This is a genomic window from Lysinibacillus sp. GW821-FHT14F06 (assembly GCF_058803665.1).
Genome location: NZ_JBXAPF010000012.1, coordinates 17,191 through 40,298, shown reverse-complemented (window position 1 = coordinate 40,298; position 23,108 = coordinate 17,191). Strand labels below are relative to the sequence as shown.

The following is a 23,108-nucleotide window of genomic DNA, read 5'->3' as shown; positions in this document are numbered from 1 at the left end:
GATAGGGTGATGCTTTTCATTTACGATGTGACGTTGATACGTCTACCTTTTTCGTTAGTTGACCTATTGTTCTTGCTCCCAAAAACGAAATTGTAAGCCCAGCAGAGATTAAATAAAACAAAAGAATTACAGGATTTTCTGAATCAGTACCAATAAGCATCCCATGAGCAAGTGATAATGCCCATGCCGGTAACACAAGAAAGTGAATTTTTTTCCATATAGAGCGATTCATCGTTCGAATCCATAAATCAGATGTTAGAATGACGATTAAAAATAAATAAAATGCTATTGTCCCAAGAGCCGATGATAAAGACTGATAGTTGGCTGTAAAAGGAAGTAAAATCTCTCCTATACGATATGGCTCATAATGATCTATTATCAGCACAAGCATATGCCCTATCACCGTGATGAGCCCCAACCACCCTGCATTTTGATGTATATGATAAATTAAATTTTTATGTGATGTTACAAACGATGATTTTCTCAACAAGCCAAAAATAATAGAAATAGTAAAGTAAAAATATGCTAAAAACCCTAATAATCGAATCCATTCCCATGTACTTGTAAGCATTTAGTTCACTCCTGTCATCCTCCAAGTAGCTGTTTGCCCCTCTTTCACAATAAAGCATGCACTTTTCAGACAATTTTTCTCAAACCATTGGTGCAACTCAACTTCTTCCATTAGAAAGCAAAGTTTTGCACCAACCTCCGCATCACATAACGAGGTTGTTACAACAGAAGCTTGCAAGACATTTGTTTTTACAACTTCACCAGTCTGTCCATTTAATAAATGATGTTTCTTTGTTGTTCCTTGCATCCAGCTTCGATAAACACGATTTGATGTAGCAATAGCGCCTGTTTTCATTTTAATAGAACTAACTTCCTGATTGATATCCCAGGCATCTGCAACACCGATTGTCCAAGTCTTTTCTCCAGAAGACCACATTTTCATATCCCCACCTCCATCAATTAGACCAAAATCAGCAGCTATCTCTTCCTCCAGCCAATTAGCCAATTTTTCTATAGCATATCCTTTAGCAAATCCACCCAAATCAATTTCTTGATCTGCTACCTTCATAACTTGCTGATTACCTAGAAATCGAAATGTTTTCCCCGCAATCAAAGATTTGTTTTGATAGGTGTCGCTTTTGGCAGTTTTAAACGGGAAGGACTGATTGTAGCCATGCTGTTCTATTTGCAGTTTAAGATATGGAGAAAATAGACCATTAGAAAGCTGATAATATTGATCTGCTTGTACGAGACAATCATATAAAAATGAATTTATGCGGAGCGTATCTCCGATTTTCAATCCATTTAGTTTTGATAATTCATTGTTTGGTTGAAACCTTGACCATTCTTTTGCTACGTATTGCAGCCAACTCTCTGCTTTTTCCTTCCACGTGAAGTGTACACCTTTTGGCATAGCAATATAAAATTCTGTATTCATTATTTGCAAAGCTAGTGTATCCACACGACCAACTCCATTAAGTTCTTTTCGTTTTTCGCTCGCTTTTAACAGCTGCTTGACTTGTAACTTCAAAATTTGTCCAGTCAAGCTGCACGAGTTCTTTTTCTCTTTCTGTCATACTTTCCTGATCTAAATTTTGTATATTGTTCGAGCGTGATGTTTCAGCCTGTGTTGGGCTGTTTATTTGAGTTAGTAATGCTGCAGATAAAAGTACCCCCGATGCACCTAAAACCCATTTTGCCTTTTTCGGATCTTTCATAATCCTACCCTCCCTATTTCGTAATTGGATGACATACAAAAGTTTGAGTGTTTGCTTGCCATTCAGCTATATAGCCTAAACCATTCGTGATTGTACTAATTGGTACATACAGTTCTTCATTCACATAAAATGCTTGTGCAGGAATGGGTGTTTTAACGTTGTTATCATAGGCAACGTTTGTTCCAGCGCGAAAAATTAATTCATTAGCTTGGTCCTGAATATCTAATATTTTACTTGCTTGATAAAAGGCTGCTTTTGCTCCTAAAGCCTGTGCTATTGTTTTTCCAGGTACAAAAAACTCTCCATCTTTAGGTATAACAAAAACATTTAATACCTTATTTGTTCCATCTAACTTGAACGTAACATTCTGAGAATTCGTGAAAGGTAATATTTCTTTATCTGCTGAAACAGTTCGAGTCCAAATATTCCAAGTCCCTTTTTCACTTACTACATCTTGAAAATAATAAGTATCACCTTCATTTTCATCATCATCGTAATATTCCTCACTGTACTCGTAATCGTCCTCATCATCGTCATAGTGTTTATACTTCTCGTATTTTTTATCTTCATGCCTGTGATCATCTGCATGTACGACTGCACCACTTGTTGTAAAGCTTGCCGCTATTAGAACGATTACTAAAGTTAATTTCTTCATTATCAATACCTCCCTTTGTTGTCATTGTAGGAATCAAAAATGAAAGGAAACTGAATTTTTTCAAACAATGTTAAAAAAGCCATTTCTATAAACAGATTTCACTGTACACAGAAATAGCTTTGCAAATCTACTACTATTCATTTTGCTGCTTATAAGCATATTTTCTTCCTAATAATTATCTCTGCTACAAAAAGATTAATCATCCAGCATAACCAGACTGCTATGATATAGGAAATTTCATAGGGCATATTGATTAAGTTATATGTAATGGCGACAATGATATAAATCAACATGTTCGAAAAGGAAAGGAAAAAACTTCGAATCATCCAGTGACTATGTAAAATTACTTTTTGTTTCTTGATATACCAATAGCCAAGGCATGTCGTTGCAAGCCATAAACTATTTAAAATAAGAAATCCGATTGTACTTAGCCATCCCCCAGTGGCAAAAAATGAAACATAGAGACCGGGAATAAAATTTAAGATAATGGATAATACATAGAATCGACCATTCCAGCGATGGAATTTAATAGATTTAATTCGGATTTTTTTCATAATCCCTAATGGACCAGTAAGCAACGAAACAATAGCCAACAAAATATGAAGCCGTATCATGAATCTCCACAGGGATTCATCAGAAAGGTGTAAATCCTTATTAGAAATAAATTTTTCAAAAGTAGGATCAACCATAAAATTTTTTGAAAATGTATGAAGTACCCACATAATCGAGACAATTAATAATAATATTCCAATGTTTCTTTTCATTCAACCCTGTTCCTCCATTAGGAAAATAAAATAGCCAAAATAATAGATAATCATGTAAACTAGCTGTATCCTTTATGCTTTATTGCGCTTCTAATAATTTCTTCTCATGATTTTCTGCGATAATAATTCTTTTTATGTTTTTATGGATCATCCCTATTAAACTACCCATAAGGATCGGTAGTAAAATGGCTAGTATCATCCATATTACAGAAGGATAGGATGACTACGGAACATTCATCCAACCTCCTGAAATCATAAAAATATTAATGCATAATGACTTGCTCGAGTAAAGCTAAAGGTCGTTTTAAGTACCTTGTCTTTTTCGAATTGATTTCATCCATTCTTAAGAAAGACGTGTCCAATTAATTTAGATGATACCAGCTTTTGCTTAATCGTGCATTTTATTGTTTTCATCCATAAATACAACAAACTTTAAAGTAAGACACATGGACTTCAAAACTTTCAATTTATTTCATTTTTTTAATTAAAATTTTATTTCCTTAAATTATTGAAGGGCTCTTGTATTCTATATAATAATTGTTACAGGAATTAAGTATTATTTATAGGGTTTTTATAAAAGAGTGCTATGATAAATCCTCCTAGACTTAAAAGACTTACCGTCATAAATGCAGCTCGTATACCATTCAGCATTGCTTGATTCATTGAAAGATCGTGATAAAAACTGCTTGTACTACTCATTATAGTAACTAGCAGAGCTGTTATAATAGCCCCAGCCACCATACGCAGAGTATTATTTACCGCTGTTCCATGTGCAATTAAACCTATAGGTAAAGCATTCATACCAGCAGTTGTTAATGGCATCATAACCATCGTATATTAATTATCTACACTAGATTCTAACATCTTATTTATAACTAATTACATCATTTGAAACCATGATGTAATTAACCTATTTTCTATCAATCTATGCACCTTTCTATAAGTTTCGGCATCATTTTGGCACCACTAATAGAAAAAATCACTCACGTATAATGAGTGATTTTTTTCACTTCTTATTTATTCTTACTTAATAGCATAAGTATGATTAGTTATAATGTTACATTCAAACTTTCTTTTGTAACATCAATACCAAAATTAGTAAGTTCTTTGTGTACCATCTGACTATCCTGTAAACCTTGGCGATATACATATTCTTTCTTTATCCGTTCAGCAAATGCCCAAGCTGATTCCAAATCATCCAATAGATTTTTTTGTTCATCAGTTGTAAGCGAGTCTCTTAATAACTTCATCGTGGTTTCTATCTCGTTATTAGTTTGAATATACAATTCATCTGTTTTGGCTTTTTCCCATGCGACTTTGAAAACTCGTTCTTCCATGATTGTTATAAATGCTTTTTGGACAATAGTTTGATTTTGCATGATTTATCCTCCTATAAATGAGGACATCCACTTCAAATTGTAACAATTATATGCTACAATTTAATGCGACAATTATATTTATTTGAGTGAATGTCGCTCGAATTTGCATCACGGTCTAAGTTGGCGCTTAGATTGTGATTTTTTTATTTTTCTGAAACATTTATGATACCTCTTTCACCTGTCCTAACAGTAAAGGAATTAGCTCACTGAATTTAGATGGATAATACAAGGGCTGTGTTTCTTTAGGGTTACGAGGACTAATTGCATTAGAACCGTAATACTGTCCCTTTTCTGTAATCGATTTAAATGCTTTTGTTCCACCTTTTGATGATGGCCGATGTTTGATTTCAAGAATACCTGCAGCTAATAAGATATTGTTAGCTTTAATTGCACTTATACCTACATTATGTTCCTTAAGTAAGTCTGAAATTGGTTTCTTCAACTCCTCATTCTCTACATAAACAGGCAAATGATTTGTTGGCACACCATGCTGGGTATGTGCAGCTTCTAACATTTTAATTTTGGAAGGCTCGTCCACCCGTAAAATTTCAGTTGCGTACTTTACTCCAATGAGCTGTTTTTCAAAATCTACAACATTATTGTTTGGAGAAGTAGAATGTAGAACTTGCTCCATCTCTTCAAATCTAGTAACATACGCTGCAGTAAATAGAACACCTTTTTCACCAGTCATTTTGTTGGCAACCATGTCACAACCTTTTTTTGTTAACAAATAGCATTTGTATGTTTTATTATTCCCTTCCGATTTGTAACTACTTTCGATGAAGAAATCAGAAGGGGTGAAAAGTCCACTTTCAGAAATAGTAGGTAAGAAACCAATGTGTTTCACTCGACCATCACTATGTTTCTGACCTTCTATCATTGCTAATACCTCTTTATGTTCCCTGCCAATCATCTCCGCAACTTGGCGGCTTTCTGTCACGAGTTGCCCTTCGTGTGTAATAATCTGTAATTGATTCATCTATACTGCCTCCCTTTCGATTTCAAATAATTCACCGATTTCGCAATTTAAAAAAATACATAAAGCTTCTAATGTTTGAAACTGGATACCTTTAGCAGTTTCATAAAATAAAGCCCTTATAGTTGTTCTAGAGAGTCCTGTACCCTCTACAACATCAGACATTTTCAATTTCTTTTTCGCTAATATTACACGAAAATTATTTTGCATTCTATCTCCAACCTCCTAAAAAGCATTCTTATAAATCTAAAGGTATGTTATACAAAACCTTTATTAGCCTGTATGTTACTTTTAAAAGGTCTTGTTGTCAATACTTTTTGCATTTCTTATAAACCTAAAGGCGTTTAAAACATTACCGATTTGTAAATATTGAGTTATAATTAATAAAATACATAAAATAAATAAGGGGCTAAAACAAAATGATTAAATGCAACTTAGCCGTATTACTTGCCGAGAGAGGTTTAAAAATGGCTGATGTTATTAATGATACCTCTCTCTCAAAAACTGCAGTACGGGGTCTTTATTACAACCAATCTAAAGGAATACAATTCGAAACTCTTGAGATTATTTGTAACTACCTTAATGTAGAACCAGAAGATGTAATAAAGAAAATCCCATTTTTAATAGAGATCATCGAAAGAAAACCAAATTACGAAACTAGTTCAGTTGAATATAAATTGCAGTTCACCTTTGACCACAAAATATTTACAGAGTTTATTACAATAAAATTAAAGAACGCTGATTATCTTGAAGATGAGTTAGCTACTAATTTTTCAAGTTCTGAGCTATGGATTGATTTTTCTTTCAATAATGAATTAAAACAAACAATTTTCTCTCAATTAACTGAACTCGAAAAAGAACGATTAGATTACGATATCCTATCAGATTTTATTCAATTCATGAAATTAGAAAATCACAACATTACATTTTTCACTTACAACCACAACGAATCTAGGTCGATACCCAATATTTTAGAAAATAATGCAGAATGATGATGAATAACTGGTTTCCTTGAAAATAGGGAAACCTATTTTTTGTTAACCTTCGTCCCATATTTTAGTTTTATGCCTATTCTAAGCAAAATATACTGTTTTTTCGACAAATTCATATTTTTTTATAAAGAACATAGTACCCTATGGCATTTTAAACTCGAAAATTGTAATTACTGAAAAGAATTTAAGCTACAAGTATGTAGAATCAAATATAAATCCATTTTAAATCAAATATAATTTGATTTCAATTGTAAAATACTTTTATTTCATTTGTTTTATCAATTATAATTTGATATTATTTATGTATTATTTAATTTAATTTTAGGAAGTGAATAAAATGAAGACTTTTGGAGATAAAATGAAAGCTTTAAGAGAAAGTAAAGGCTGGACGCAAAAGTATACTGCTGAAAAAATGAATGTTTCTCCTCAGATGTATAACAACTATGAAAAAAATAAAACTAATCCATCTCTGGAGATTTTGAAACGTGTGTGCGATTTATATAACATTTATTTAGATACGTTGGATAGTAAGTATGATAATGTTTCTGAATTTCTTAGATCTGTTGAATTAGACAATTCATACTTCGAAAATCCAGAAAACGCCGAGGAAAATAACCTCTCGGAGGAATATCCTTATATAATCCCACACTTCGCTGAAATAGGATATGTGCCATTATTTCATGCTGATTTATACAATGACCAAATTGACTATGAAGAAAACGAGTACTTTTTCTTTAAAAATACAGATATTGAGTATTCTCCTGAACGATTAAAAGAGGATGATTTGTTATATTGCGAAGGAATCGATCATAATAAGGAACCCAATACGTTAAGTGTTTATTTGATTTACTTAAAAAACGAAAAGAGATATTGTATTAGAAAATTCTTAGATTCACAATTGGTGCGAGGAATTATTAAGGGACTAAAAGATTCATCACAAAAAAAACTTCTAGAAAATATTTCAGATTCTGAAATGAAGGATAATTATTTTTTGATGACTAACCATCCAGAGCAAGCAAACATGTCAGTAGTTAAAAAAGATGACGTAAAAATAATAGGTCATCTGCAATATGTTATTTTTTCCCCTGATGTTGATTTATTTGAAAGCCTTGGTATTAACTATAAAGAACTCGCTCAAAAGAAATTAGATCAAGACTTTGTTAAAATTAGAGAGAAGATTGAACAAAAAAGAAAACATAATCCTGACTTTTTAAAATGATGTTTAACAAACAGAAAGACCAGAACTCATTTATATTGAGTTCTGGTGGTAATCATTTAGATTCATCAATCAATGATTTATCTTTATCTATAATTCTTCCGTCGGCTGTCCAAACATACTCATCTTCACCAGACATTATACTTCTTAATTTTAATAATTGATTAATTACCACATCTAAACTCTCTACTTTATTAAATCCAAGTGTTACAGGTGCCTCCTTTAAACTTAGCGGTTTATCCATTTCTAATACTGTCCCAATAGGTACAGGATTAATTTTGGTAAACTGGATAGCACCAGAATTTCTCTCTTTATTACAAGCAACCCTTACACTTATATCTCCACTTCCGAACAAAATTTGTACAGAACTATTGTTTAGTATTGGCATTGTCACTTATCTCCTTTAAGTAGTTAAATATCAAATCTTCCACTTGAGTTTTCAGAGCTTGCTTTGCATAACGTAGTACTACATCTTCCCCAAGGTTTATCACAACAACATCACTAAAATATTGGTCGATGTGAATCCACTTCACTATCTCGATTTTTTGTTTGGCCAACAAACATTTTTTATTATAGTAGTCGGTTCTCAAGTGTTTTAATAAATCATCTACAATACTAATATAGACCTTGGACATTTTTAGATTCCCTAGTGTATCATAGTCATTCTGTAAAGACTTAACTGCCATATCCAACAGGATAAATTGATGTACATTTCTACGTTCTTCGGGTTTAATCATCTGTGTCTACCAACGAAGCTATTACCACGGTCTTTTAACATCACAATCACTCTCCACTAATCAACATCAGAAATACTTAAAATATCTAGGAAATGTACCTTGTGAACAATCCTATATTTATCCTTAATGTGAATTAATTTAGTGTTTGTATCCATTTTTGTGACTATACCTAATAAGATCTCTTCCTTTTTGTAGATTGAAAAAGCTTTGTACTTTGATTCATTCATTGCTTCAGTCAATGCGTATGCGATTTCTTCTAAATCAAATTCGTCTCGATCTAAGTGCTTTGGTTCTTTTTTCTTTGCTGGTGTTTTTGTTTTAGTTGCCATCATTACGCCTCCTCAAAGTAAGAACATTTGTTTGTGTATATTATAGAACGAATGTTCTTAATTAAGCAATAAAAAAAGCTCAGGCTCAAATTAATTGAGTACCTGGGCTATTTATTAATTATTATTGTAAATAAAGTGTTCCTTGATACCAGTAGAGATTTTTAGATAAATCGCTTTGTGCATAATCATAAAATACATAACCACTGTAAATAGCTGGAGCATAAGGTACAGGTTGCTGTACAGACATACTATATTTAAAAGTTGGTCCCTGATAACCTACCCAATATCGACCTACATTTATAGAATTCACAGCTCGTAAGGATTCATTGTGAGTTGATAGTTTGGCTTCTTGTTCTGTTGAATAATTCAATGATTCAACAGGAGAGATAGAAGAATCAATTTCTTGTGCTGAAGAGCTTAATGCTCCTGGAAAAATTAATGCCGAACAAACAACTAAACCAGTAAAAATTTTTGATATTTTCATATATTATGTACTCCTTTTTTATAGTTTAAATGCTATAGCATGTTCACTTTCCCTCGAGTTAACCCAAGTCTATCAATACAAATTCCGAATTTTCAATGGTGGGTTTCCGAAATTCCACTTTTCGGGAAACTTCATTTTTTGGCGTTATTCTGCATTTTATGTCATACAACGCCATATCACGCCAAAGGTACCGCCATTTTTTGGCGCTATTATAATCATTTCATAAAACTTAAGCATTATTTTTGATGAACTTTTCACTAAAACACTTGTAATTTTTATTTAGTGTTGTTCTTTTGGTTAAATAATTTTCTTCACTAAACTGTCAATTTTAGTATTATGATTATATAGACCAGCTCGGCTAAATTAGCTTTGCTGGTCCTCATTTCCCCTATTTACTTCTGCGTTGCTGAATCGTAATACACAATCCAATTAATCGATCAGTCGTCATAGTACCATTCTGTAAGTCCTTCAAATGCGATTCCTGAATAATTCTATCTTTAACCGCCTGTGCAATAAAGTTCTCCGTTTCAGTTTTCATAGCTGGTGAACCAGGGTTCCATGCTTGAGTCACTTTGATTTCCTCCTTTGGTTTAATAGTTGTCGCTGGTTTCATAGCCTGTTCAATCCGTTTCAGGAAGCTATTCCAGCGTTCTTCGCTCAAAATTCGATGTGGACAATATTTGCCGTTCCAATCTTGATGTTTTTTCACTCGATCAATGCCCCAGCCATACTCTTTTAACAACTTAGCGATGTAGTGTACTGCATTTTCTTCAGCAGCAGTATAACGAGCTCCTCCACTTTTGCTGTAGCAGATTTCGATTCCGATTGAAATACGGTTACCTTTCTTAAGTGCTTTAAGATCTTTACTTCCACCACCATCACCACAATGCCAAGCGTTGCGGTTGAATGGGATAGCTTGAATGACCACTTTATCATCGACAGCAACATGATAAGATACCTCGTTGTTGTTAGATAACATGTATTCAATTTCGTTTTCTGCAGGCGCATCATTTGCTGTGTTGTGAACTGTGATGTATTGAGGCACCATGGAGTACGGTGCCTTTATTGGGTACTTACTTGCCGGTAACAAGGTTTGTTTGAATGTGTAAGCCATTACTGCTCACCCTCTTTTTTAGCCGCCTTTAAGAGATCAAACGTTCCAGATGCTGTAAGACCTGCAATAAAGCCAGCCATCAACATGACATACACTGGATATTCAGATAACGGCCACAATACCAAACCAATAAAAATACCAATCACTACTGATGTGATTGGCATGTATTGCGTATTAAGATTAAAAGTCTTTTTAAGTACCTCCGCAACTGCTAAGACAATCGCTACCATCACCATTGCAATCATAAAAATGTTTGTTAAATCCATATAAAACCCCTCCAATTTTAGTTTTTAAATAATGACTCAATAAGTAAGTAAATTAATCCACCAGCAGTTAGTAATTTAATAAATAACTCGACTGTAGCGTTAAATCTTTGTTTCTTAAATTCAATGGCATCCTTTCTTTCAGAAGCGTTTAATTCGTATTCACGTATTTCTTTTGCTTCCTCTGCCTTATCCCGGCCCTCTATTAACTGCCATTGGCGATCTGTTATTTCTTTAAATAGATTTCTTGTTTCTTGATTCTCTTTAAGTATTGTATTTTCTAATTTCGTGAAGCTTTGTTCAATGTTTTCAAGTCGTTTGTCTTTCTTGATGTCTTGTTTCTCCAAGTGTTGGAGCCTTTTTTCGTGGTCCGCTAGGCGGAGCTCTACAGTTGGTACGCGTTCCAATAACATCACCAATCCTTTGCCCTAAAATAAAAAGCCATGAGAAGCATCGAGGTTCAGTAACATGTACCATTGCCCACCTCGATTGCTCTCATAGCACATAATAAAAGCCCTCTACAGTTGTTGTAGAAGGCTTTTATCTTATTAAACCGCTTTTTCTTTTATCATTTTTAAAATATCATTTAATACTTCTATTCTAAAAGAAGTATTAGGAACGAACTGGGCCAATTCATTAGGAAGTGGGTCACTATAATTGTAAGTTGAAACAGTTAAGCCACCATATTTAACTAAATGTGTTGAGTTGACTTTATCTTTATCAAATAAAGTACAAATTGATTGATAAACATCATTTCTTATATCTGCATTTTCGAATCTAAATGTTAAATGGTCACTATTTTTTCCATCTGCGTATTCAACATCAATTTGATATTCCATACTAACATAATCCCTCCTCTCCTTTGCTCAATTCGACAAAAAGTCTAGTAATTCCTTCATTCTTAGACAATAAGAATGCTAAGCCTCTGCTTGCATTTCTGCGTTATCTACTGGCAATACACTAATGATGATATGCTTATTAATGATTGCCCCGCTAATATTAACAAAGTTTATTTTTTGGTCATTTAATGTTGCTGTGAATACACTTGCATCAAACTCCGCGTTTTTTAAATTAATTACCTGTCCATTGTTTAATTGTACTTGATAATTCATAGTTATCATTCTCCGTTTCTTATATTATTTTAATTCATAGATAGATACCCAATATCTGAACCGTACTTTCTAACAACTAAAACTTTAGGGTTGTTAGAACTTTGAAAAAAACTAATTCCATCACTGATATTAAGCCCTGTTACAGATACACCGCTGAAATCTACTGTTCCGCCTTGGAATCTTGTAAAGTTAGAAACTATGTCAATGCCATTCCATGCTTGGATTTCTATTCCACCTTCACCAGTTGTAATAGTTGTCATATCTGAAAATCTTATTTGGTTTCCTATACTTATGTTTCTATTCACATTTATGTCTGTAGCCCCACTAATACTGCCATTGACTATCACAGCACCATTAAGGTTTATCTTATCAGCATTAATTGTCGCAACACCTGGGCTCAAATTAATATCTGTAATAGAGCCACCTTTGTCTACTTTTAAATTGATACTATTTTGCATTACATTAATCGCTGAATTTGTGTCTCGCTCTAAATTAGATACAGAAATTTCGATTCGCCCTGCCCTCATATCAATTGCAGATACTTCATTTGTAATACGATTATTAACTGAAAGATTAATATTGTCTGCTTTTAAATTGATAGCAGCCATTTCGTTTGTGATACGATCATTTACAGATAAATTAATATTATCAGCTTTAATATCAATAGCAGCGATGGAAGTATTGATATGTTCTACTTCTAATGTTATACGATCATCTGTTTTCTTGATTTCACTTCTAAATTCACCCTGCAACTTATCTTTAGTTTCTTCGATTTCTTCTTTTAATTCTTCTTTTGTATCGTCAATATATTCGTTGGTGTCGCCTATTTTTTCTTCTTGGTCAGCGAGTGTATCTTCTATTGACTTCGGAAGTGAATTCCCGAAAACGACACTAGAAGTTATTAATTTACCGTTATACAAAACTTTCGTTTGCTTTAATATCCGAGTTGACATTTCAACGCCTAGTGGCTCATAGATAAGCCAAACACGTTCGCCATTTTCTCGGGCTACTAATTCAGGTATTGTTGTTTCAATCGCTAGTTGTGGCTCATCCTGTAACTTGCTTTTGATGTAATTTAGCAAAGCTGTAGCGTCAGTAAAACGCTCATCTTTAACAGGATCTTCTTCTCTCCGACCGAAAATATCGATGTTAGGTGACGTATATTCAACAGTTAAATCATCTTTACCAAAACCTTTAATATAAGTTGCGAGGTTCGTTGTATCTTCCTGCAACACAATTGACGATATATTGTGTTTATAGCGATACTGGTAGTCGTAATTACCACCAATCTCCTTTGCAAAATATAGTTGCTTGTTCGGCAAAATTTGAAATTCGCACTCATGGTACTTGCATATTTTTTGTACTAATTTAATGACGTTATCATTACCGAATGAACGTATATAATTAGTGATATTTGCGATATTTGCATCTGCTGTAAACGTCCATCCAGTGCCTTGCAAAGCAAAATTAATGTGATTATTTAAAGTGTGACTACCCTCAAACGTGCCATGCCTATACGTTTTCAAATGATCATAAAAAATACTTAATGCCGTTACTGATTTACTATAAACATTGTCAGCAAAAACCTTCACACGAAAATCGTTGCCATCGACAGTAATAATTGATTCAGACTTTAGTAGTTCATAACCAGGATTATTTTCGCTAGGAAAACAAGAAAACGACACTGTAAAAGTGCCGTCTACTATTTGTTCCATTTTAAAGTCTGTGCCGATTTTTATTAAAGGCTCTACCTGTGATCCGTCTGTGACCATTAACATAATTCCTCACCTACTGTACCATGAAGATTTATTTTATTACATGTTCCTACAGTTACATCATTTGATGATTCATTTATTAATTGAACAATAGATTTTTCCTTATCACCAACTAATATGATTTTTGGTGCATCAATTGTAGTAACGGATGGAGTGATAGCAACCACCGATTTTTCCCCATTTCCCTCAACTGTACAAATTACTTTGTCCTCACTCAATTTGATTGTAGACATACATTCACCTTCTTTCTAATAAAAATACGCCACTCGTTTCTGAGTGACGTTACTGAACAATATAGATTTTATTTTTAGTTTTTATTAATCTTTTAAAAGTCTACTTTTCTTTTAAATTTAATTCTTTATAGATAGTTTCCCACATGATTTCATATCCTTTTACAAGTGGGTGTGCTCCTTTGAATTCCATGACGTCTTCATATTTGTAAATTGGATTATCTAAAAAGAAATTATTTATTCCATCATAATGTGAAATAAAATTATAATTTTTTTCTTTAACTATATCCTTTAAAACAGCATCAATTTCACCTGGAGAAAAATTAAATGGTGCATAATCATTTTTAGATGGCGGCGGCGACATAACAATCATATAATTAGCTTCTTTATTCACTCTATCCAGTAACATTTCAATGTTTTTCTTATACTCTTCTAATGTAGTTTCACTTCTATCATTGGTTCCTAACATTACAAAAACTACATCTTCATCGTTATCTAAAACAAAGTCGATATTTTCTAAAAACCACTTAGCACTTTTCCCGCCTATTCCAAAATTAATGAATTCCACATCTTTTGAATAGTTTTCGTATATATACTTTCTAAAAAAATTACCCCACGATGGAAAGCCATGAGAAGGTTCTTGGAATACTTCTCCATTATGATTGTATATAATTCTACTATCTTTAGGGATATAAAGACTTTGCAAACCATTTCCAGCAGTAATACTATCACCAATTAATTTAATTTTTGTGATTTTATTTGTTTTAGTATATTCATCAAATTTTGTAATAACTAAACTTGATTTATTTTCATCAACTGGTTTAGGTGTTGGTTTTAATGCATATAAAGTTCCGCCTAAGCCTAAAATTAAAACACCAAATAATATGAAATAGATTTTTTTCAAATCTAATTACCTCCTCACAACATTACTATATATTACCACAATATCATAAGGATTGGTTAGTCATTAAAACAATTGGACACAAATTATTTTTAGTTCACCTAATGTTACTGTAGCATTAGTAGCATTGTGGATTCTTAAATATACTCTATTAACATTGTAATCTATGTGAGGTGCTGCTATTACACCGTTTGGTATTGGTCCTGTTATCGTTATAAAAGGGAAATACGAACTATTTATAGAAATATATATGACCTCAATATTAGTAACTGTATTTGCCGCAATATTTCCTGGAGTTATCGGGATAATAGTTTTATTTTGAACTTCTTTACTATCGTTTAGTTTCCTCCAATCACTCCAGTCGTCACTTGCATAATTCCAAATGCGCTTATAAACATTATAACTTTCTCTAGGTTCATATAACTGATATGAAAATAAATCATTACTAAAACCCCTTGAAGTTGTTAACCAACCTTGTGTTTGTTCAGGAAAGTTTAATAAATCAGAGTAGGATTCTAATTCGACAACAGTTCTTTTCCCTTGTTCGAAAAATTGGATTGGTGTAGTAGATAATATATACGGAACTTGCGCTCCTATCAAGACGTTATACAATGAAGATGTATTACTATTTCTCCAATTATCTACATTATCAATAAACCCAAATCGTTCTTGTATTAATTTCCATATAACATCATAACCTTCATTAATAGGATGGCTACCATCTTTTTCTATCAATGTGTTCAGAGTTGCTCCACTTCTCTCCGAAAAGTTCAACAAACCTCTAAATAAACTAATATGTGTGTAATTATTCTTTTGACAAACATCTGTTATTACTTGATCTACCTCTCTCATTCCGAAATTATAGGTATATGAATCATTATCATTTAATGTAGGAGGAGCAGTCATAACAACCATCAAGTTACATCTTGCATTAATGTACTCTAAAAAGCTGATTAGATTTGTCCTAAACTCACTAGGTGTTGTACAATCCCATCTATCATTAGTTCCTAGCATAACGAAAACAACATCTTCATTATCTGTTACCCAAAATAACTTATTCTCATTTGCAAATTTGGCAGATTTACCACCTATAGCAGCATTAATGAAATCTATATCACTATAATTATTTGATATGAAATTTCTAAACATATTAGCATAACAAGTGGTAGTATATGCAGGCTCTCGATATGATTCGGTACCGTTATTAAATATCACTCTATTACCAACAGGAGGCTGGATATAATCTCTAGCACCATTTCCCACTGTAATACTATCACCTATAAGTTTAATTTTCTCAATTTCTCCATCTACTAACAATTTGGATAAAAATAGACCATTTATTCCGTTCATATTTTCAGCGAAATGAACATCAACTATCTGTTTCAAATTTGTAAAATCCATTTCGTCTACTTTACTATCTAAAGTATCTTGCAAATTGTTAATATTAGATATTTCATGTGTATGTGTAGAAGGAGGAAATACTGAAGGTTTTTCTGGAATATCACTCCACTTAACTTCCACATTGCCATCAACACCAGGGAACCTATTGTTAACACTAGAAACTGCCCCAGTACCATCTACACCTTTTCTAGCTAGACACGTCCAGTCATCCCCTTCATTAGGTGTAATGCCTATATTTTGTCGTAATGCTTGCCATGTCGAACCGTTGTCAGTAACAATGTTATTTTTTATATACTCAGTTGTTGAATTCCAAGGTGCAGCAGTGCCCCAACCTTCGATAACGTCCGCAGCAGTTTCAGCGCGTTGGGCAGCATTATCTGCATTCGTTTTAGCTTGTTGTGCATCTTTAGTTGCTTGATTAGCGTTTGTAGTAGCATTATTTGCATCCGTAGTCGCTTGTGTTGCATCTGCGACACTTTGCTCTAGTGATGTTTGTAACTGCTCTAAATCACTTTTTAATGATGTAAGCTCGCTAATTATTTGTGTTGCATCAGATGTTGCCTTATTAGCTGCCGTTGCTGCAACTGTAGCCTCAATAGTCGCACTTAACATATCATCCATTAATTGCTGTGCATCGCTTAATGCCGTTTGCATATCTGCTAATGTGTTATCTGTGTTATTTAAGGTTTCTGTAATTCTCTTTATTAACTCATCTACGTCATTATCGCCAGCTAATATATTCATTTGACGTTGTAAATTATTGAAGCGATTTCGAATATCGTCCCATGTCAAATTCAAATTTACACGTTCTTCGCGCGTAATAGGTGAATTCGTATTATACATTGTCATTCCATCACATCCTTACATGTATAAAAATTTAAAATTAAAAGCGATACTTTGAATAGTACCGCCTTCCACAGAAAAATTATTTTCACCCACTGCTAAAGTGAGTAGTTTTTTGTTCGTATTTTTAAAAACAGATATACCATTTTTAAGTGTACGAATACCATTTAAAACGAGTGTGTCGCTAGTTGTTAGTGCACCATCATAACGATATATGTCGCCCGTTGTCAGATTTGTGATTTGGAGATATGTTGTAGCTGTGGCCTTAATCGTAATTTCTAAAAAATGTTCACGTGGATCAATGGCAACATTACCGATATTTTCAATAATAAATGAGTTTGAAACATGTTCATAACGATATTCCTTGTCCCAATAAAGTCCCATGCCCCAACTCCATAAATCTACGTCCCATTCTTTTCGATTTTGTAAGTCAAGGCAACTACCTCTGGATTGTGAATATGGTAACTCACAAATAAATTTGATATTACATACACCATTTTTTAATGTACGTTGCAAACTAAATTTCCCGTCATTGCGTACATGCCACCACAAACCACTTTCCCTTGTATCGATGATATGAAAATCTTCTCTACTACTGAATAAAGCAAATAATTCACATCTTAAAAGTGCATAATCAGCTAAATCATAGCCCTTTATTTTAAAAGTAGCGTCAATGTAACGAGTGTTGTAACCATTGTTGGTGACAATATAGCTACCGCCATCTAAGTTATGCGATTCATTCATATTGTCCAAGGATTCAGGCTCAAACTCCATAACCCGAATCCCTGCATCACGTAAATTGATTTGTGCCCCATCTTTTCTAACAAATATTAACGTCATAATGAGGCCACCCCTTTCACCATAGCTGCCATATTAGCGCCTCTATATTGTTTGCCACTAACGATTTTATACATGATTTCTCCAACTTTTTCACCATATAAAATCACGTCCGATGTTTCCACCTGGATGCTATTTTCTTCGGCATTGCCAGAAATATTATTGGTAGTCGAATAGTTATTAATCATCGATGATGGCTTGTTTAAGCCGAGGTTAACTTTAGCACCACGCAACGGATTAACAATGGAAGGTTTGATAAAATCGCCGATTTTTTCAGATGCATTTGTTAAAAATGATTTTTGGCGATCAACACCCACATCGAAACCACGCGCAAGATTACCAACAATAAAATCACGCATCCATCTTGAAGGACTATGAATATCTAAAGCATCTTGAATGGTCCATTTAATACTGTTTGCTATTGATTTAGCTTGTTTTTGTAATTCTCCATCCATTGACTTTAATCCATCCAGTAAGCCTTTAGCAGCGTCAACACCGACCTGTTTTAGTGAACTCATTTCATTTTGAGTAGTGGTTGTAAGTGCCTTGATTTTTTCACGCCACTCGGTTTGCAAAGTCGTTAATTGCTTCTTGGCTGTTTCCCGCAATTCTTTAATTTGCTTGTCAGCATCTTCACGCATAGTCTTTAATTCACGTTCAGTTTGATTACGTGCATCTGCTGATTTTTCTTTGTATAAATTGCTGTATTTCTCTAATTCAACTGCACTCAACTGGTTAAGAGCCTGCAACTCTCCAAGTGCTTTCGGGCCCATTTCACTAAGATCTTTTAATAGTTCTTCGCCTACGCCTCTCATAGCTAAATCATCCATAGCCCGGCGCCACTCACGGAACCCATAAACTTGACCTTGTAGATTATCTAACAGCTCTTTACCCGTAATTTCGGTGTTTCGTTTAAATTCATCAAACAGACCCGTGGAATTGAATAATTTATCATATCGCTTGTTAAATGCATCTTCATACTCTTTGTTTAAAGCTTGTTCTTGCTTAATAAGGTCATCATTGATTTTTTGCATTTCCTGTTGGTATGACTGATTAATCGAAAGAACTTCTTTATTAATAGCATCTACAGCTTTTTTATGCTCTTGCTGGGCTCTTACTCGTTCCTTACTTCCGTCAGCATATAACTTCAATGATTGTTCCCAAATCCTAGCTTCATCGATCAATGATAGTTGGTCTAATGACTTTTTATCATCAATGTACCGTTTAGTTTCCTCGTACAAATCTTTGTACATTTTATTATCTAAGGAAACGATATCTTTAGTCGATTTTTCTTTGATTTTTTTTATTTTGGTGGCTGCCTGCTCTTCGATTTTCGCGATTTTTTCATTTGTATCCCGAGAGTTTTTAGTACGTTTTGAACTTGCTTCATTTCTAAGCTGTTGTACTTTAGCAATTTCATCTTTCGTTAGATTGCGTTTTTTCTTTTTAGCTGCTGCATAAATGGCGTTAATTTTCTGCGTTTCAGATTGAGCAGCTTTTTGATTTGATTCAGATGCATTTCGTTGCAGTTTTGCAATCGAATCATTTTTATCTTTTTCGATTTTCGCAATTTGATCAGCTGCATCTTTGCGTAGCTTTTTTTCTTCTGATGCATAATGCTCAGCGATATCTTTGGCGTTGAGTGCTATGTCACTTACAGCATCGACTACTCTATCACCAGTCTCTTTAATACCAATCGCCCAACCTTCAGTAATCCATTTACCGATTTGTTCAAAAATACGTGACGGAGAATGAATATCCAACGCTTGTCGTACTGTTTGGGCAGCATTATTAGCAATATTACGAGCTGTTGCTAAAACTTGCTTCTCGCCAGATTTAAGTCCTCGAACCATTCCGGCCGTTGCTTCTTTACCAATTTTCTCGAAAGTAGATGATATTTTCTCAAATGGTTTAACAATATCTTTTATTAAAGCATTGACTGATTTTAAAATTGCTTGAATACCGTCTTTTAAGCCGAGTGCTAATCCGTCTGCTAAATCCGTTCCAATACGAACAAATACTCTTGAAGGACTATGTGTTTCTGATTGTTTTCTCGCTGCATCCTCTGTAGCTTTCGCCATTTCTTTTGCGGCCTTCTCAGCTTCTGGCGTGCCTTTCGTGATTCCCTGCGCCTGCCCTTTTGCAATATCGACTCCAAGACTGTCAAAATTGGCACTTTTGATGCTATCAGATAAGGCTTTTTCAGTACCAATAACTAAATGACCAACAGCTTCTAATAAACCTGTATTTTCAATTCCAAGAGATGTACTTAACGCCTTCGTTGCGACTTGCCCACCCTTGGCGAAAGATTCACTTAACTTGTTTAATTCGGTGTCTGAGGCATTAACAAGTGCCTTAACATGTCCTGCGGATTCGGGTCCTGCTTCACGTAATGTGTTGAGTAAACCCTCATCTACGCCACGTTCTGCTAATTTTGCAATGTTTTCTGACCACTCTGTTATGATTCGTTGATTTTCGTCTAAGTTTTTTTGCATTTCGGTAACGGAAACTTTAGATTTGTCGCTTAACTTATCGAACATATCCGTTGCTGCACTTGCATAATCATCCCAAGTGGATTTCATTGATTTAACTGCTTCTTGTTGCGATTCGGACAATTCATCAAACAATAATAACTGTCTGCCAACATCTTCCTCTGTTGCATCAGCTACGGCTTTGGAAGATTCAATAATTTGTTGCTCTACCTTAACCCGTTCTTCGCCAGCTAGTTTGTTAGCTTCAGAAAGAGCCAGTTCTTGTTCCTCTAACTCTTTCATAGCCTCTTTATGTTCTTTGGTTTTCACGGAACCGTCCTCTAACTTTTGGTTCCATTCCTCCCGTAATGCCGTAATTTCCTCTTGTTGCTTACCTATTTCAATTTGTTCTTTCATGATTTCGGTAAGTCGCTCTTGGGCACCTTGTAATGTTTCTTCCTCTTTCATCAAATTGATGCGATTTAATATTTGTTCGGAAGTTGCACTCAACGCATTTGATTGCTCGCCATACACAAGGTTTAATCCATCAACATTTTTATTTAATTCCTGGATATACGAATTTAATAATTTTTTTTCTTCAGCAGTTTTATGTTCTTTTGCTGCTAATTCTTCGATTTGTGCAACGAGTCCTGTATATGCTTGGGCGTTGGTTTCGATATTTTTTTGATTTTTTTCATAAGCGACAGACGATTCTTCCACTGATGTATTTAACGCTTTTGTGGATTCTACTAACGCCTCGTTTTGCTGAGCTAGCTTTTCACCCTCTTCAGTGGATTTATTGAACCATTTAACAAGTCCTATAACCCCTGTAACAAGTAAGCCAATTCCTGTCGTTATCCAACCTATAGGACCCATTAAGAACTTAATAGCTACACCCCATGCTGTCGTTGCTGTTGTAGCTGCTATTTGTGCTACCGTTGATAACTTGATGCTACCAGTTAATACGCCGATAGCTAAGGTCTTAAGGGTGATAGCACTTGTTTGTGCAACTAATACAGTTGTACCAGCTCTATCCACTGTTGTCATGGTGATTTGCGATGCTATACGTGCTTTTGTAGCTATTGTCAATGCTTGTGTAGTAGCTTCTGCTGCCGCAATAGCTATTTTTGCAGAATCAATTGCCGCACTTGCTTTTGTAATAACTGCATGAGCTGCAAATGCTGCTGTTAAGCCGATTATAGCGGGCGTTAAAAACTGTACAACAGCTATTGCTGCACTCACTGCCCCTACAAATATTTTAAAAATTGGTGCTGTAGTCTCGATGGCACTGGTTATTGCGGCGAATGCAGAACGAATAACCACTTTTAAGCTGTCTAGGTTTTCGGCTATGGTTTTTCCTGTGACTTCTTTCGTGAGCCTATCAAAAGCAAAAATCATATTAGCAACACCAACGACTATTGCATTTTTGAGGTTGCCAAATGACGTACCAATACCAGCAGCACTATTTTTCGCAACATCAGCAAAGCCATTCACTCCACCGTTCAACTCAATGACCTTCGCATTAAATTCTTTAAAGCTAATATCACCATCTTTAAGTGCTTTGTACAAATCGTTTTGTGCTGATTCACCTGCAAAACCAAACGCTTCTGCTGTCTTGTTGAGCGCATATCCCATTGTTTCCTGAAGTGTACGCCATGACTGCATATCGACAGACCCTTTTGACAGCATCTGCACATACTGTACAAGGCCACGCTCTGCATCTGATGCACTTGCTCCACTTGCTAAAAAGGCATTATTTAAAGACAACGCTGTGTCGGTTGCTGTATCTAAATCACCTGTGAGAATCGCAATGTTTTGAGCACTACCAACGATGCCGTCTAGCGTTGTTGGTAGCCCTTGAATACCTTCGGATAATTTATTAATGGACTTTTGGGCAGCCTCGCTACTAAAGCCCATACGTTCCATAACGGATGGAAATCCGTTAATTGTATCAAAACGCTTAATTGCTCCGTCTAGTGCATTCGTAACAAGCTGTATGCCTTTTTGGGCAAGACCAACAAGCCCTAATGAAGTGACCATGTCTTTAACGCCAAATGAGGCTTTTTTAGCTGATTTGTCTATACCGTCAATTTGCCTATTAATATCTGCAACACCTTTGACAACTCGACCATCATCTAAAATTACATCAATTACTATTTTCCCATCAGAAGCCACGACTACACCACTCCCTTATTTTGAAATGGTGCTCGATGGCTCTCTAATTATTGACTAATGTTGTGACTTTACAGCGAGGGCATTTTATTTCTGCTTCCCCTTTAACTTTCGCAAGAAGCTTGTTGCATTTCTTGCATCGTATTTCTTGCATATCATCACTCCTTTTGCTTTAGTGCATATGCTCTTTTGATTTTTTTAATTGCTTCACGTTGTTTTGATGCACCTTTCCCTGTTGGTAGTTCCATTTGCCGAATTTCTAGGACTTTTTTAAACTTGGTATCTTCACTCAATCCGCTTAAAAGTGCTTTAAATTTCCACCAGTGTAACTTACCTTGTTGCTCAAATAAATCAATGTTGTAACACTGTAAAAATGAAGCATAAATGTATTGTGCGTCTTGCTTGATGTCATATAAATCTTCGTTATCTTCCTCTGGTGCTTTCGGCATTGGATTGCCCTCAAGATCATATTCCACATCATCTGTTTGCTCATTGTTGATGAAAAAATCGAACAACATAACAAAAATATCCGCCTGCTCTTGCAAGGGATACTCAAAGTGTGCACCTAACAGCATGTACAACCCCGTTGTAATTTGTTCTAGGTCATTTATATCTTCGTCATTGAGTAAATCAATAACGGATAAAACATTATCAAATGACAAGTCTATTCGATGGATAACGCCATTTATTTCAACCTCATGAGGCAATACATCTGTCAATGAAAACATAG

28 protein-coding genes are annotated in these 23,108 nt (G+C 34.5%); 2 read left to right on the top strand and 26 right to left on the bottom strand.

From position 1 onward, the window contains the following. Positions 1-16: 16 nt before the first annotated feature. The 9 genes from AC1RNS_RS12630 to AC1RNS_RS12590 all read right to left on the bottom strand — a co-directional run bounded on the left by AC1RNS_RS12630 (position 17) and on the right by AC1RNS_RS12590 (position 5,711). Entirely contained in the window at positions 17-571 is a 555-nt protein-coding gene (locus tag AC1RNS_RS12630) for a ferric reductase-like transmembrane domain-containing protein (protein WP_492993070.1), read from the bottom strand. Beyond that, the gene (locus tag AC1RNS_RS12625; RefSeq protein WP_492993068.1) at positions 572-1,471 is read right to left on the bottom strand and encodes an FAD:protein FMN transferase; all 900 of its coding nucleotides are present in this window, start codon (positions 1,469-1,471) and stop codon (positions 572-574) included. Positions 1,472-1,484: 13 nt separating this feature from the next. Further along, complete coding sequence (locus AC1RNS_RS12620; protein WP_492993066.1) at positions 1,485-1,727, bottom strand: hypothetical protein; 243 nt, start codon at positions 1,725-1,727, stop codon at positions 1,485-1,487. Positions 1,728-1,740: 13 nt separating this feature from the next. Continuing rightward, the gene (locus AC1RNS_RS12615) at positions 1,741-2,382 is read right to left on the bottom strand and encodes a copper amine oxidase N-terminal domain-containing protein (protein WP_492993065.1); all 642 of its coding nucleotides are present in this window, start codon (positions 2,380-2,382) and stop codon (positions 1,741-1,743) included. A 149-nt stretch (positions 2,383-2,531) separates the two neighbouring features. Further along, complete coding sequence (locus AC1RNS_RS12610; RefSeq protein WP_492993064.1) at positions 2,532-3,146, bottom strand: DUF2306 domain-containing protein; 615 nt, start codon at positions 3,144-3,146, stop codon at positions 2,532-2,534. Positions 3,147-3,695: 549 nt separating this feature from the next. Beyond that, complete coding sequence (locus tag AC1RNS_RS12605; RefSeq protein ID WP_492993063.1) at positions 3,696-3,968, bottom strand: hypothetical protein; 273 nt, start codon at positions 3,966-3,968, stop codon at positions 3,696-3,698. Between the two features lie 227 nt (positions 3,969-4,195). Next, entirely contained in the window at positions 4,196-4,525 is a 330-nt protein-coding gene (locus AC1RNS_RS12600; protein WP_492993061.1) for a hypothetical protein, read from the bottom strand. Positions 4,526-4,685: 160 nt separating this feature from the next. After that, positions 4,686-5,504 (bottom strand): Rha family transcriptional regulator, encoded by an 819-nt coding sequence (locus tag AC1RNS_RS12595; RefSeq protein ID WP_492993060.1) that lies wholly within the window; start codon positions 5,502-5,504, stop codon positions 4,686-4,688. Then, positions 5,505-5,711 carry a helix-turn-helix domain-containing protein gene (locus tag AC1RNS_RS12590; protein ID WP_492993058.1) on the bottom strand — a complete coding sequence of 69 codons (207 nt, stop codon included), beginning with the start codon at positions 5,709-5,711 and terminating at the stop codon, positions 5,505-5,507. A 209-nt stretch (positions 5,712-5,920) separates the two neighbouring features. On the opposite strand from AC1RNS_RS12590, the gene AC1RNS_RS12585 reads away from it, so the two are divergent. Both AC1RNS_RS12585 and AC1RNS_RS12580 read left to right on the top strand, forming a co-directional pair. Continuing rightward, positions 5,921-6,493, top strand: coding sequence for a helix-turn-helix domain-containing protein (locus AC1RNS_RS12585; protein ID WP_492993056.1), 573 nt, complete (start codon positions 5,921-5,923; stop codon positions 6,491-6,493). Positions 6,494-6,830: 337 nt separating this feature from the next. After that, complete coding sequence (locus AC1RNS_RS12580; RefSeq protein WP_492993054.1) at positions 6,831-7,712, top strand: helix-turn-helix domain-containing protein; 882 nt, start codon at positions 6,831-6,833, stop codon at positions 7,710-7,712. Positions 7,713-7,764: 52 nt separating this feature from the next. Here the strand turns inward: AC1RNS_RS12580 and AC1RNS_RS12575 are convergent, their stop codons facing one another. The 17 genes from AC1RNS_RS12575 to AC1RNS_RS12495 all read right to left on the bottom strand — a co-directional run bounded on the left by AC1RNS_RS12575 (position 7,765) and on the right by AC1RNS_RS12495 (position 23,106). Beyond that, positions 7,765-8,097: a hypothetical protein gene (locus AC1RNS_RS12575; protein WP_492993052.1), complete on the bottom strand. Its 333-nt coding sequence runs from the start codon at positions 8,095-8,097 to the stop codon at positions 7,765-7,767. Beyond that, on the bottom strand, positions 8,078-8,446 hold the full coding sequence (locus tag AC1RNS_RS12570; protein ID WP_492993050.1) for a YhjD family protein: 369 nt from the start codon (positions 8,444-8,446) through the stop codon (positions 8,078-8,080). Before AC1RNS_RS12570 ends, AC1RNS_RS12575 begins: the two co-directional genes overlap by 20 nt. A 56-nt stretch (positions 8,447-8,502) precedes the next feature. Next, positions 8,503-8,775, bottom strand: a complete 273-nt coding sequence (locus AC1RNS_RS12565; protein ID WP_492993048.1) for a YolD-like family protein — start codon at positions 8,773-8,775, stop codon at positions 8,503-8,505. Between the two features lie 121 nt (positions 8,776-8,896). After that, the gene (locus AC1RNS_RS12560; protein ID WP_492993047.1) at positions 8,897-9,259 is read right to left on the bottom strand and encodes a hypothetical protein; all 363 of its coding nucleotides are present in this window, start codon (positions 9,257-9,259) and stop codon (positions 8,897-8,899) included. Positions 9,260-9,647: 388 nt separating this feature from the next. Next, the gene (locus AC1RNS_RS12555; RefSeq protein ID WP_492993045.1) at positions 9,648-10,373 is read right to left on the bottom strand and encodes a peptidoglycan recognition protein family protein; all 726 of its coding nucleotides are present in this window, start codon (positions 10,371-10,373) and stop codon (positions 9,648-9,650) included. After that, entirely contained in the window at positions 10,373-10,639 is a 267-nt protein-coding gene (locus AC1RNS_RS12550) for a holin (RefSeq protein ID WP_492993044.1), read from the bottom strand. The genes AC1RNS_RS12555 and AC1RNS_RS12550 overlap by 1 nt, the downstream gene beginning before the upstream one ends. A 17-nt stretch (positions 10,640-10,656) precedes the next feature. Beyond that, complete coding sequence (locus AC1RNS_RS12545) at positions 10,657-11,052, bottom strand: hypothetical protein (protein WP_492993042.1); 396 nt, start codon at positions 11,050-11,052, stop codon at positions 10,657-10,659. A gap of 132 nt (positions 11,053-11,184) precedes the next feature. Continuing rightward, the gene (locus AC1RNS_RS12540; RefSeq protein WP_492993040.1) at positions 11,185-11,475 is read right to left on the bottom strand and encodes a hypothetical protein; all 291 of its coding nucleotides are present in this window, start codon (positions 11,473-11,475) and stop codon (positions 11,185-11,187) included. A 78-nt stretch (positions 11,476-11,553) separates the two neighbouring features. Then, positions 11,554-11,748: a hypothetical protein gene (locus tag AC1RNS_RS12535; protein WP_492993038.1), complete on the bottom strand. Its 195-nt coding sequence runs from the start codon at positions 11,746-11,748 to the stop codon at positions 11,554-11,556. 29 nt (positions 11,749-11,777) lie between these two features. After that, positions 11,778-13,526, bottom strand: a complete 1,749-nt coding sequence (locus AC1RNS_RS12530; protein WP_492993036.1) for a phage tail protein — start codon at positions 13,524-13,526, stop codon at positions 11,778-11,780. Continuing rightward, on the bottom strand, positions 13,520-13,756 hold the full coding sequence (locus AC1RNS_RS12525; protein WP_492993034.1) for a hypothetical protein: 237 nt from the start codon (positions 13,754-13,756) through the stop codon (positions 13,520-13,522). The genes AC1RNS_RS12530 and AC1RNS_RS12525 overlap by 7 nt, the downstream gene beginning before the upstream one ends. Positions 13,757-13,856: 100 nt before the next feature. Next, the gene (locus tag AC1RNS_RS12520; RefSeq protein WP_492993033.1) at positions 13,857-14,657 is read right to left on the bottom strand and encodes an SGNH/GDSL hydrolase family protein; all 801 of its coding nucleotides are present in this window, start codon (positions 14,655-14,657) and stop codon (positions 13,857-13,859) included. 63 nt (positions 14,658-14,720) lie between these two features. Continuing rightward, the gene (locus tag AC1RNS_RS12515; RefSeq protein ID WP_492993032.1) at positions 14,721-16,904 is read right to left on the bottom strand and encodes a GDSL-type esterase/lipase family protein; all 2,184 of its coding nucleotides are present in this window, start codon (positions 16,902-16,904) and stop codon (positions 14,721-14,723) included. 12 nt (positions 16,905-16,916) lie between these two features. After that, positions 16,917-17,738 carry a phage tail domain-containing protein gene (locus AC1RNS_RS12510; RefSeq protein ID WP_492993030.1) on the bottom strand — a complete coding sequence of 274 codons (822 nt, stop codon included), beginning with the start codon at positions 17,736-17,738 and terminating at the stop codon, positions 16,917-16,919. Then, on the bottom strand, positions 17,735-22,381 hold the full coding sequence (locus AC1RNS_RS12505; protein WP_492993029.1) for a tape measure protein: 4,647 nt from the start codon (positions 22,379-22,381) through the stop codon (positions 17,735-17,737). The genes AC1RNS_RS12510 and AC1RNS_RS12505 overlap by 4 nt, the downstream gene beginning before the upstream one ends. 43 nt (positions 22,382-22,424) lie before the next feature. Beyond that, positions 22,425-22,532, bottom strand: coding sequence for a zinc finger domain-containing protein (locus AC1RNS_RS12500; protein ID WP_492993028.1), 108 nt, complete (start codon positions 22,530-22,532; stop codon positions 22,425-22,427). A gap of 4 nt (positions 22,533-22,536) precedes the next feature. Continuing rightward, on the bottom strand, positions 22,537-23,106 hold the full coding sequence (locus tag AC1RNS_RS12495) for a bacteriophage Gp15 family protein (RefSeq protein WP_492993026.1): 570 nt from the start codon (positions 23,104-23,106) through the stop codon (positions 22,537-22,539). Positions 23,107-23,108 lie beyond the last annotated feature (2 nt).

What these genes read in the sequence shown, in the direction of transcription:
- AC1RNS_RS12530 (WP_492993036.1), bottom strand. Translation starts at nt 13,526, where the DNA reads ATGTTAATGGTCACAGACGGATCACAGGTAGAGCCTTTAATAAAAATC.
- AC1RNS_RS12615 (WP_492993065.1), bottom strand. Translation starts at nt 2,382, where the DNA reads ATGAAGAAATTAACTTTAGTAATCGTTCTAATAGCGGCAAGCTTTACA.
- AC1RNS_RS12565 (WP_492993048.1), bottom strand. Translation starts at nt 8,775, where the DNA reads ATGGCAACTAAAACAAAAACACCAGCAAAGAAAAAAGAACCAAAGCAC.
- AC1RNS_RS12610 (WP_492993064.1), bottom strand. Translation starts at nt 3,146, where the DNA reads ATGAAAAGAAACATTGGAATATTATTATTAATTGTCTCGATTATGTGG.
- AC1RNS_RS12585 (WP_492993056.1), top strand. Translation starts at nt 5,921, where the DNA reads ATGATTAAATGCAACTTAGCCGTATTACTTGCCGAGAGAGGTTTAAAA.
- AC1RNS_RS12580 (WP_492993054.1), top strand. Translation starts at nt 6,831, where the DNA reads ATGAAGACTTTTGGAGATAAAATGAAAGCTTTAAGAGAAAGTAAAGGC.
- AC1RNS_RS12630 (WP_492993070.1), bottom strand. Translation starts at nt 571, where the DNA reads ATGCTTACAAGTACATGGGAATGGATTCGATTATTAGGGTTTTTAGCA.
- AC1RNS_RS12540 (WP_492993040.1), bottom strand. Translation starts at nt 11,475, where the DNA reads ATGGAATATCAAATTGATGTTGAATACGCAGATGGAAAAAATAGTGAC.
- AC1RNS_RS12495 (WP_492993026.1), bottom strand. Translation starts at nt 23,106, where the DNA reads ATGTTTTCATTGACAGATGTATTGCCTCATGAGGTTGAAATAAATGGC.
- AC1RNS_RS12595 (WP_492993060.1), bottom strand. Translation starts at nt 5,504, where the DNA reads ATGAATCAATTACAGATTATTACACACGAAGGGCAACTCGTGACAGAA.
- AC1RNS_RS12620 (WP_492993066.1), bottom strand. Translation starts at nt 1,727, where the DNA reads ATGAAAGATCCGAAAAAGGCAAAATGGGTTTTAGGTGCATCGGGGGTA.
- AC1RNS_RS12555 (WP_492993045.1), bottom strand. Translation starts at nt 10,373, where the DNA reads ATGGCTTACACATTCAAACAAACCTTGTTACCGGCAAGTAAGTACCCA.
- AC1RNS_RS12550 (WP_492993044.1), bottom strand. Translation starts at nt 10,639, where the DNA reads ATGGATTTAACAAACATTTTTATGATTGCAATGGTGATGGTAGCGATT.
- AC1RNS_RS12560 (WP_492993047.1), bottom strand. Translation starts at nt 9,259, where the DNA reads ATGAAAATATCAAAAATTTTTACTGGTTTAGTTGTTTGTTCGGCATTA.
- AC1RNS_RS12525 (WP_492993034.1), bottom strand. Translation starts at nt 13,756, where the DNA reads ATGTCTACAATCAAATTGAGTGAGGACAAAGTAATTTGTACAGTTGAG.
- AC1RNS_RS12575 (WP_492993052.1), bottom strand. Translation starts at nt 8,097, where the DNA reads ATGCCAATACTAAACAATAGTTCTGTACAAATTTTGTTCGGAAGTGGA.
- AC1RNS_RS12590 (WP_492993058.1), bottom strand. Translation starts at nt 5,711, where the DNA reads ATGCAAAATAATTTTCGTGTAATATTAGCGAAAAAGAAATTGAAAATG.
- AC1RNS_RS12600 (WP_492993061.1), bottom strand. Translation starts at nt 4,525, where the DNA reads ATGCAAAATCAAACTATTGTCCAAAAAGCATTTATAACAATCATGGAA.
- AC1RNS_RS12500 (WP_492993028.1), bottom strand. Translation starts at nt 22,532, where the DNA reads ATGCAAGAAATACGATGCAAGAAATGCAACAAGCTTCTTGCGAAAGTT.
- AC1RNS_RS12535 (WP_492993038.1), bottom strand. Translation starts at nt 11,748, where the DNA reads ATGAATTATCAAGTACAATTAAACAATGGACAGGTAATTAATTTAAAA.
- AC1RNS_RS12510 (WP_492993030.1), bottom strand. Translation starts at nt 17,738, where the DNA reads ATGACGTTAATATTTGTTAGAAAAGATGGGGCACAAATCAATTTACGT.
- AC1RNS_RS12570 (WP_492993050.1), bottom strand. Translation starts at nt 8,446, where the DNA reads ATGATTAAACCCGAAGAACGTAGAAATGTACATCAATTTATCCTGTTG.
- AC1RNS_RS12605 (WP_492993063.1), bottom strand. Translation starts at nt 3,968, where the DNA reads ATGCCATTAACAACTGCTGGTATGAATGCTTTACCTATAGGTTTAATT.
- AC1RNS_RS12515 (WP_492993032.1), bottom strand. Translation starts at nt 16,904, where the DNA reads ATGACAATGTATAATACGAATTCACCTATTACGCGCGAAGAACGTGTA.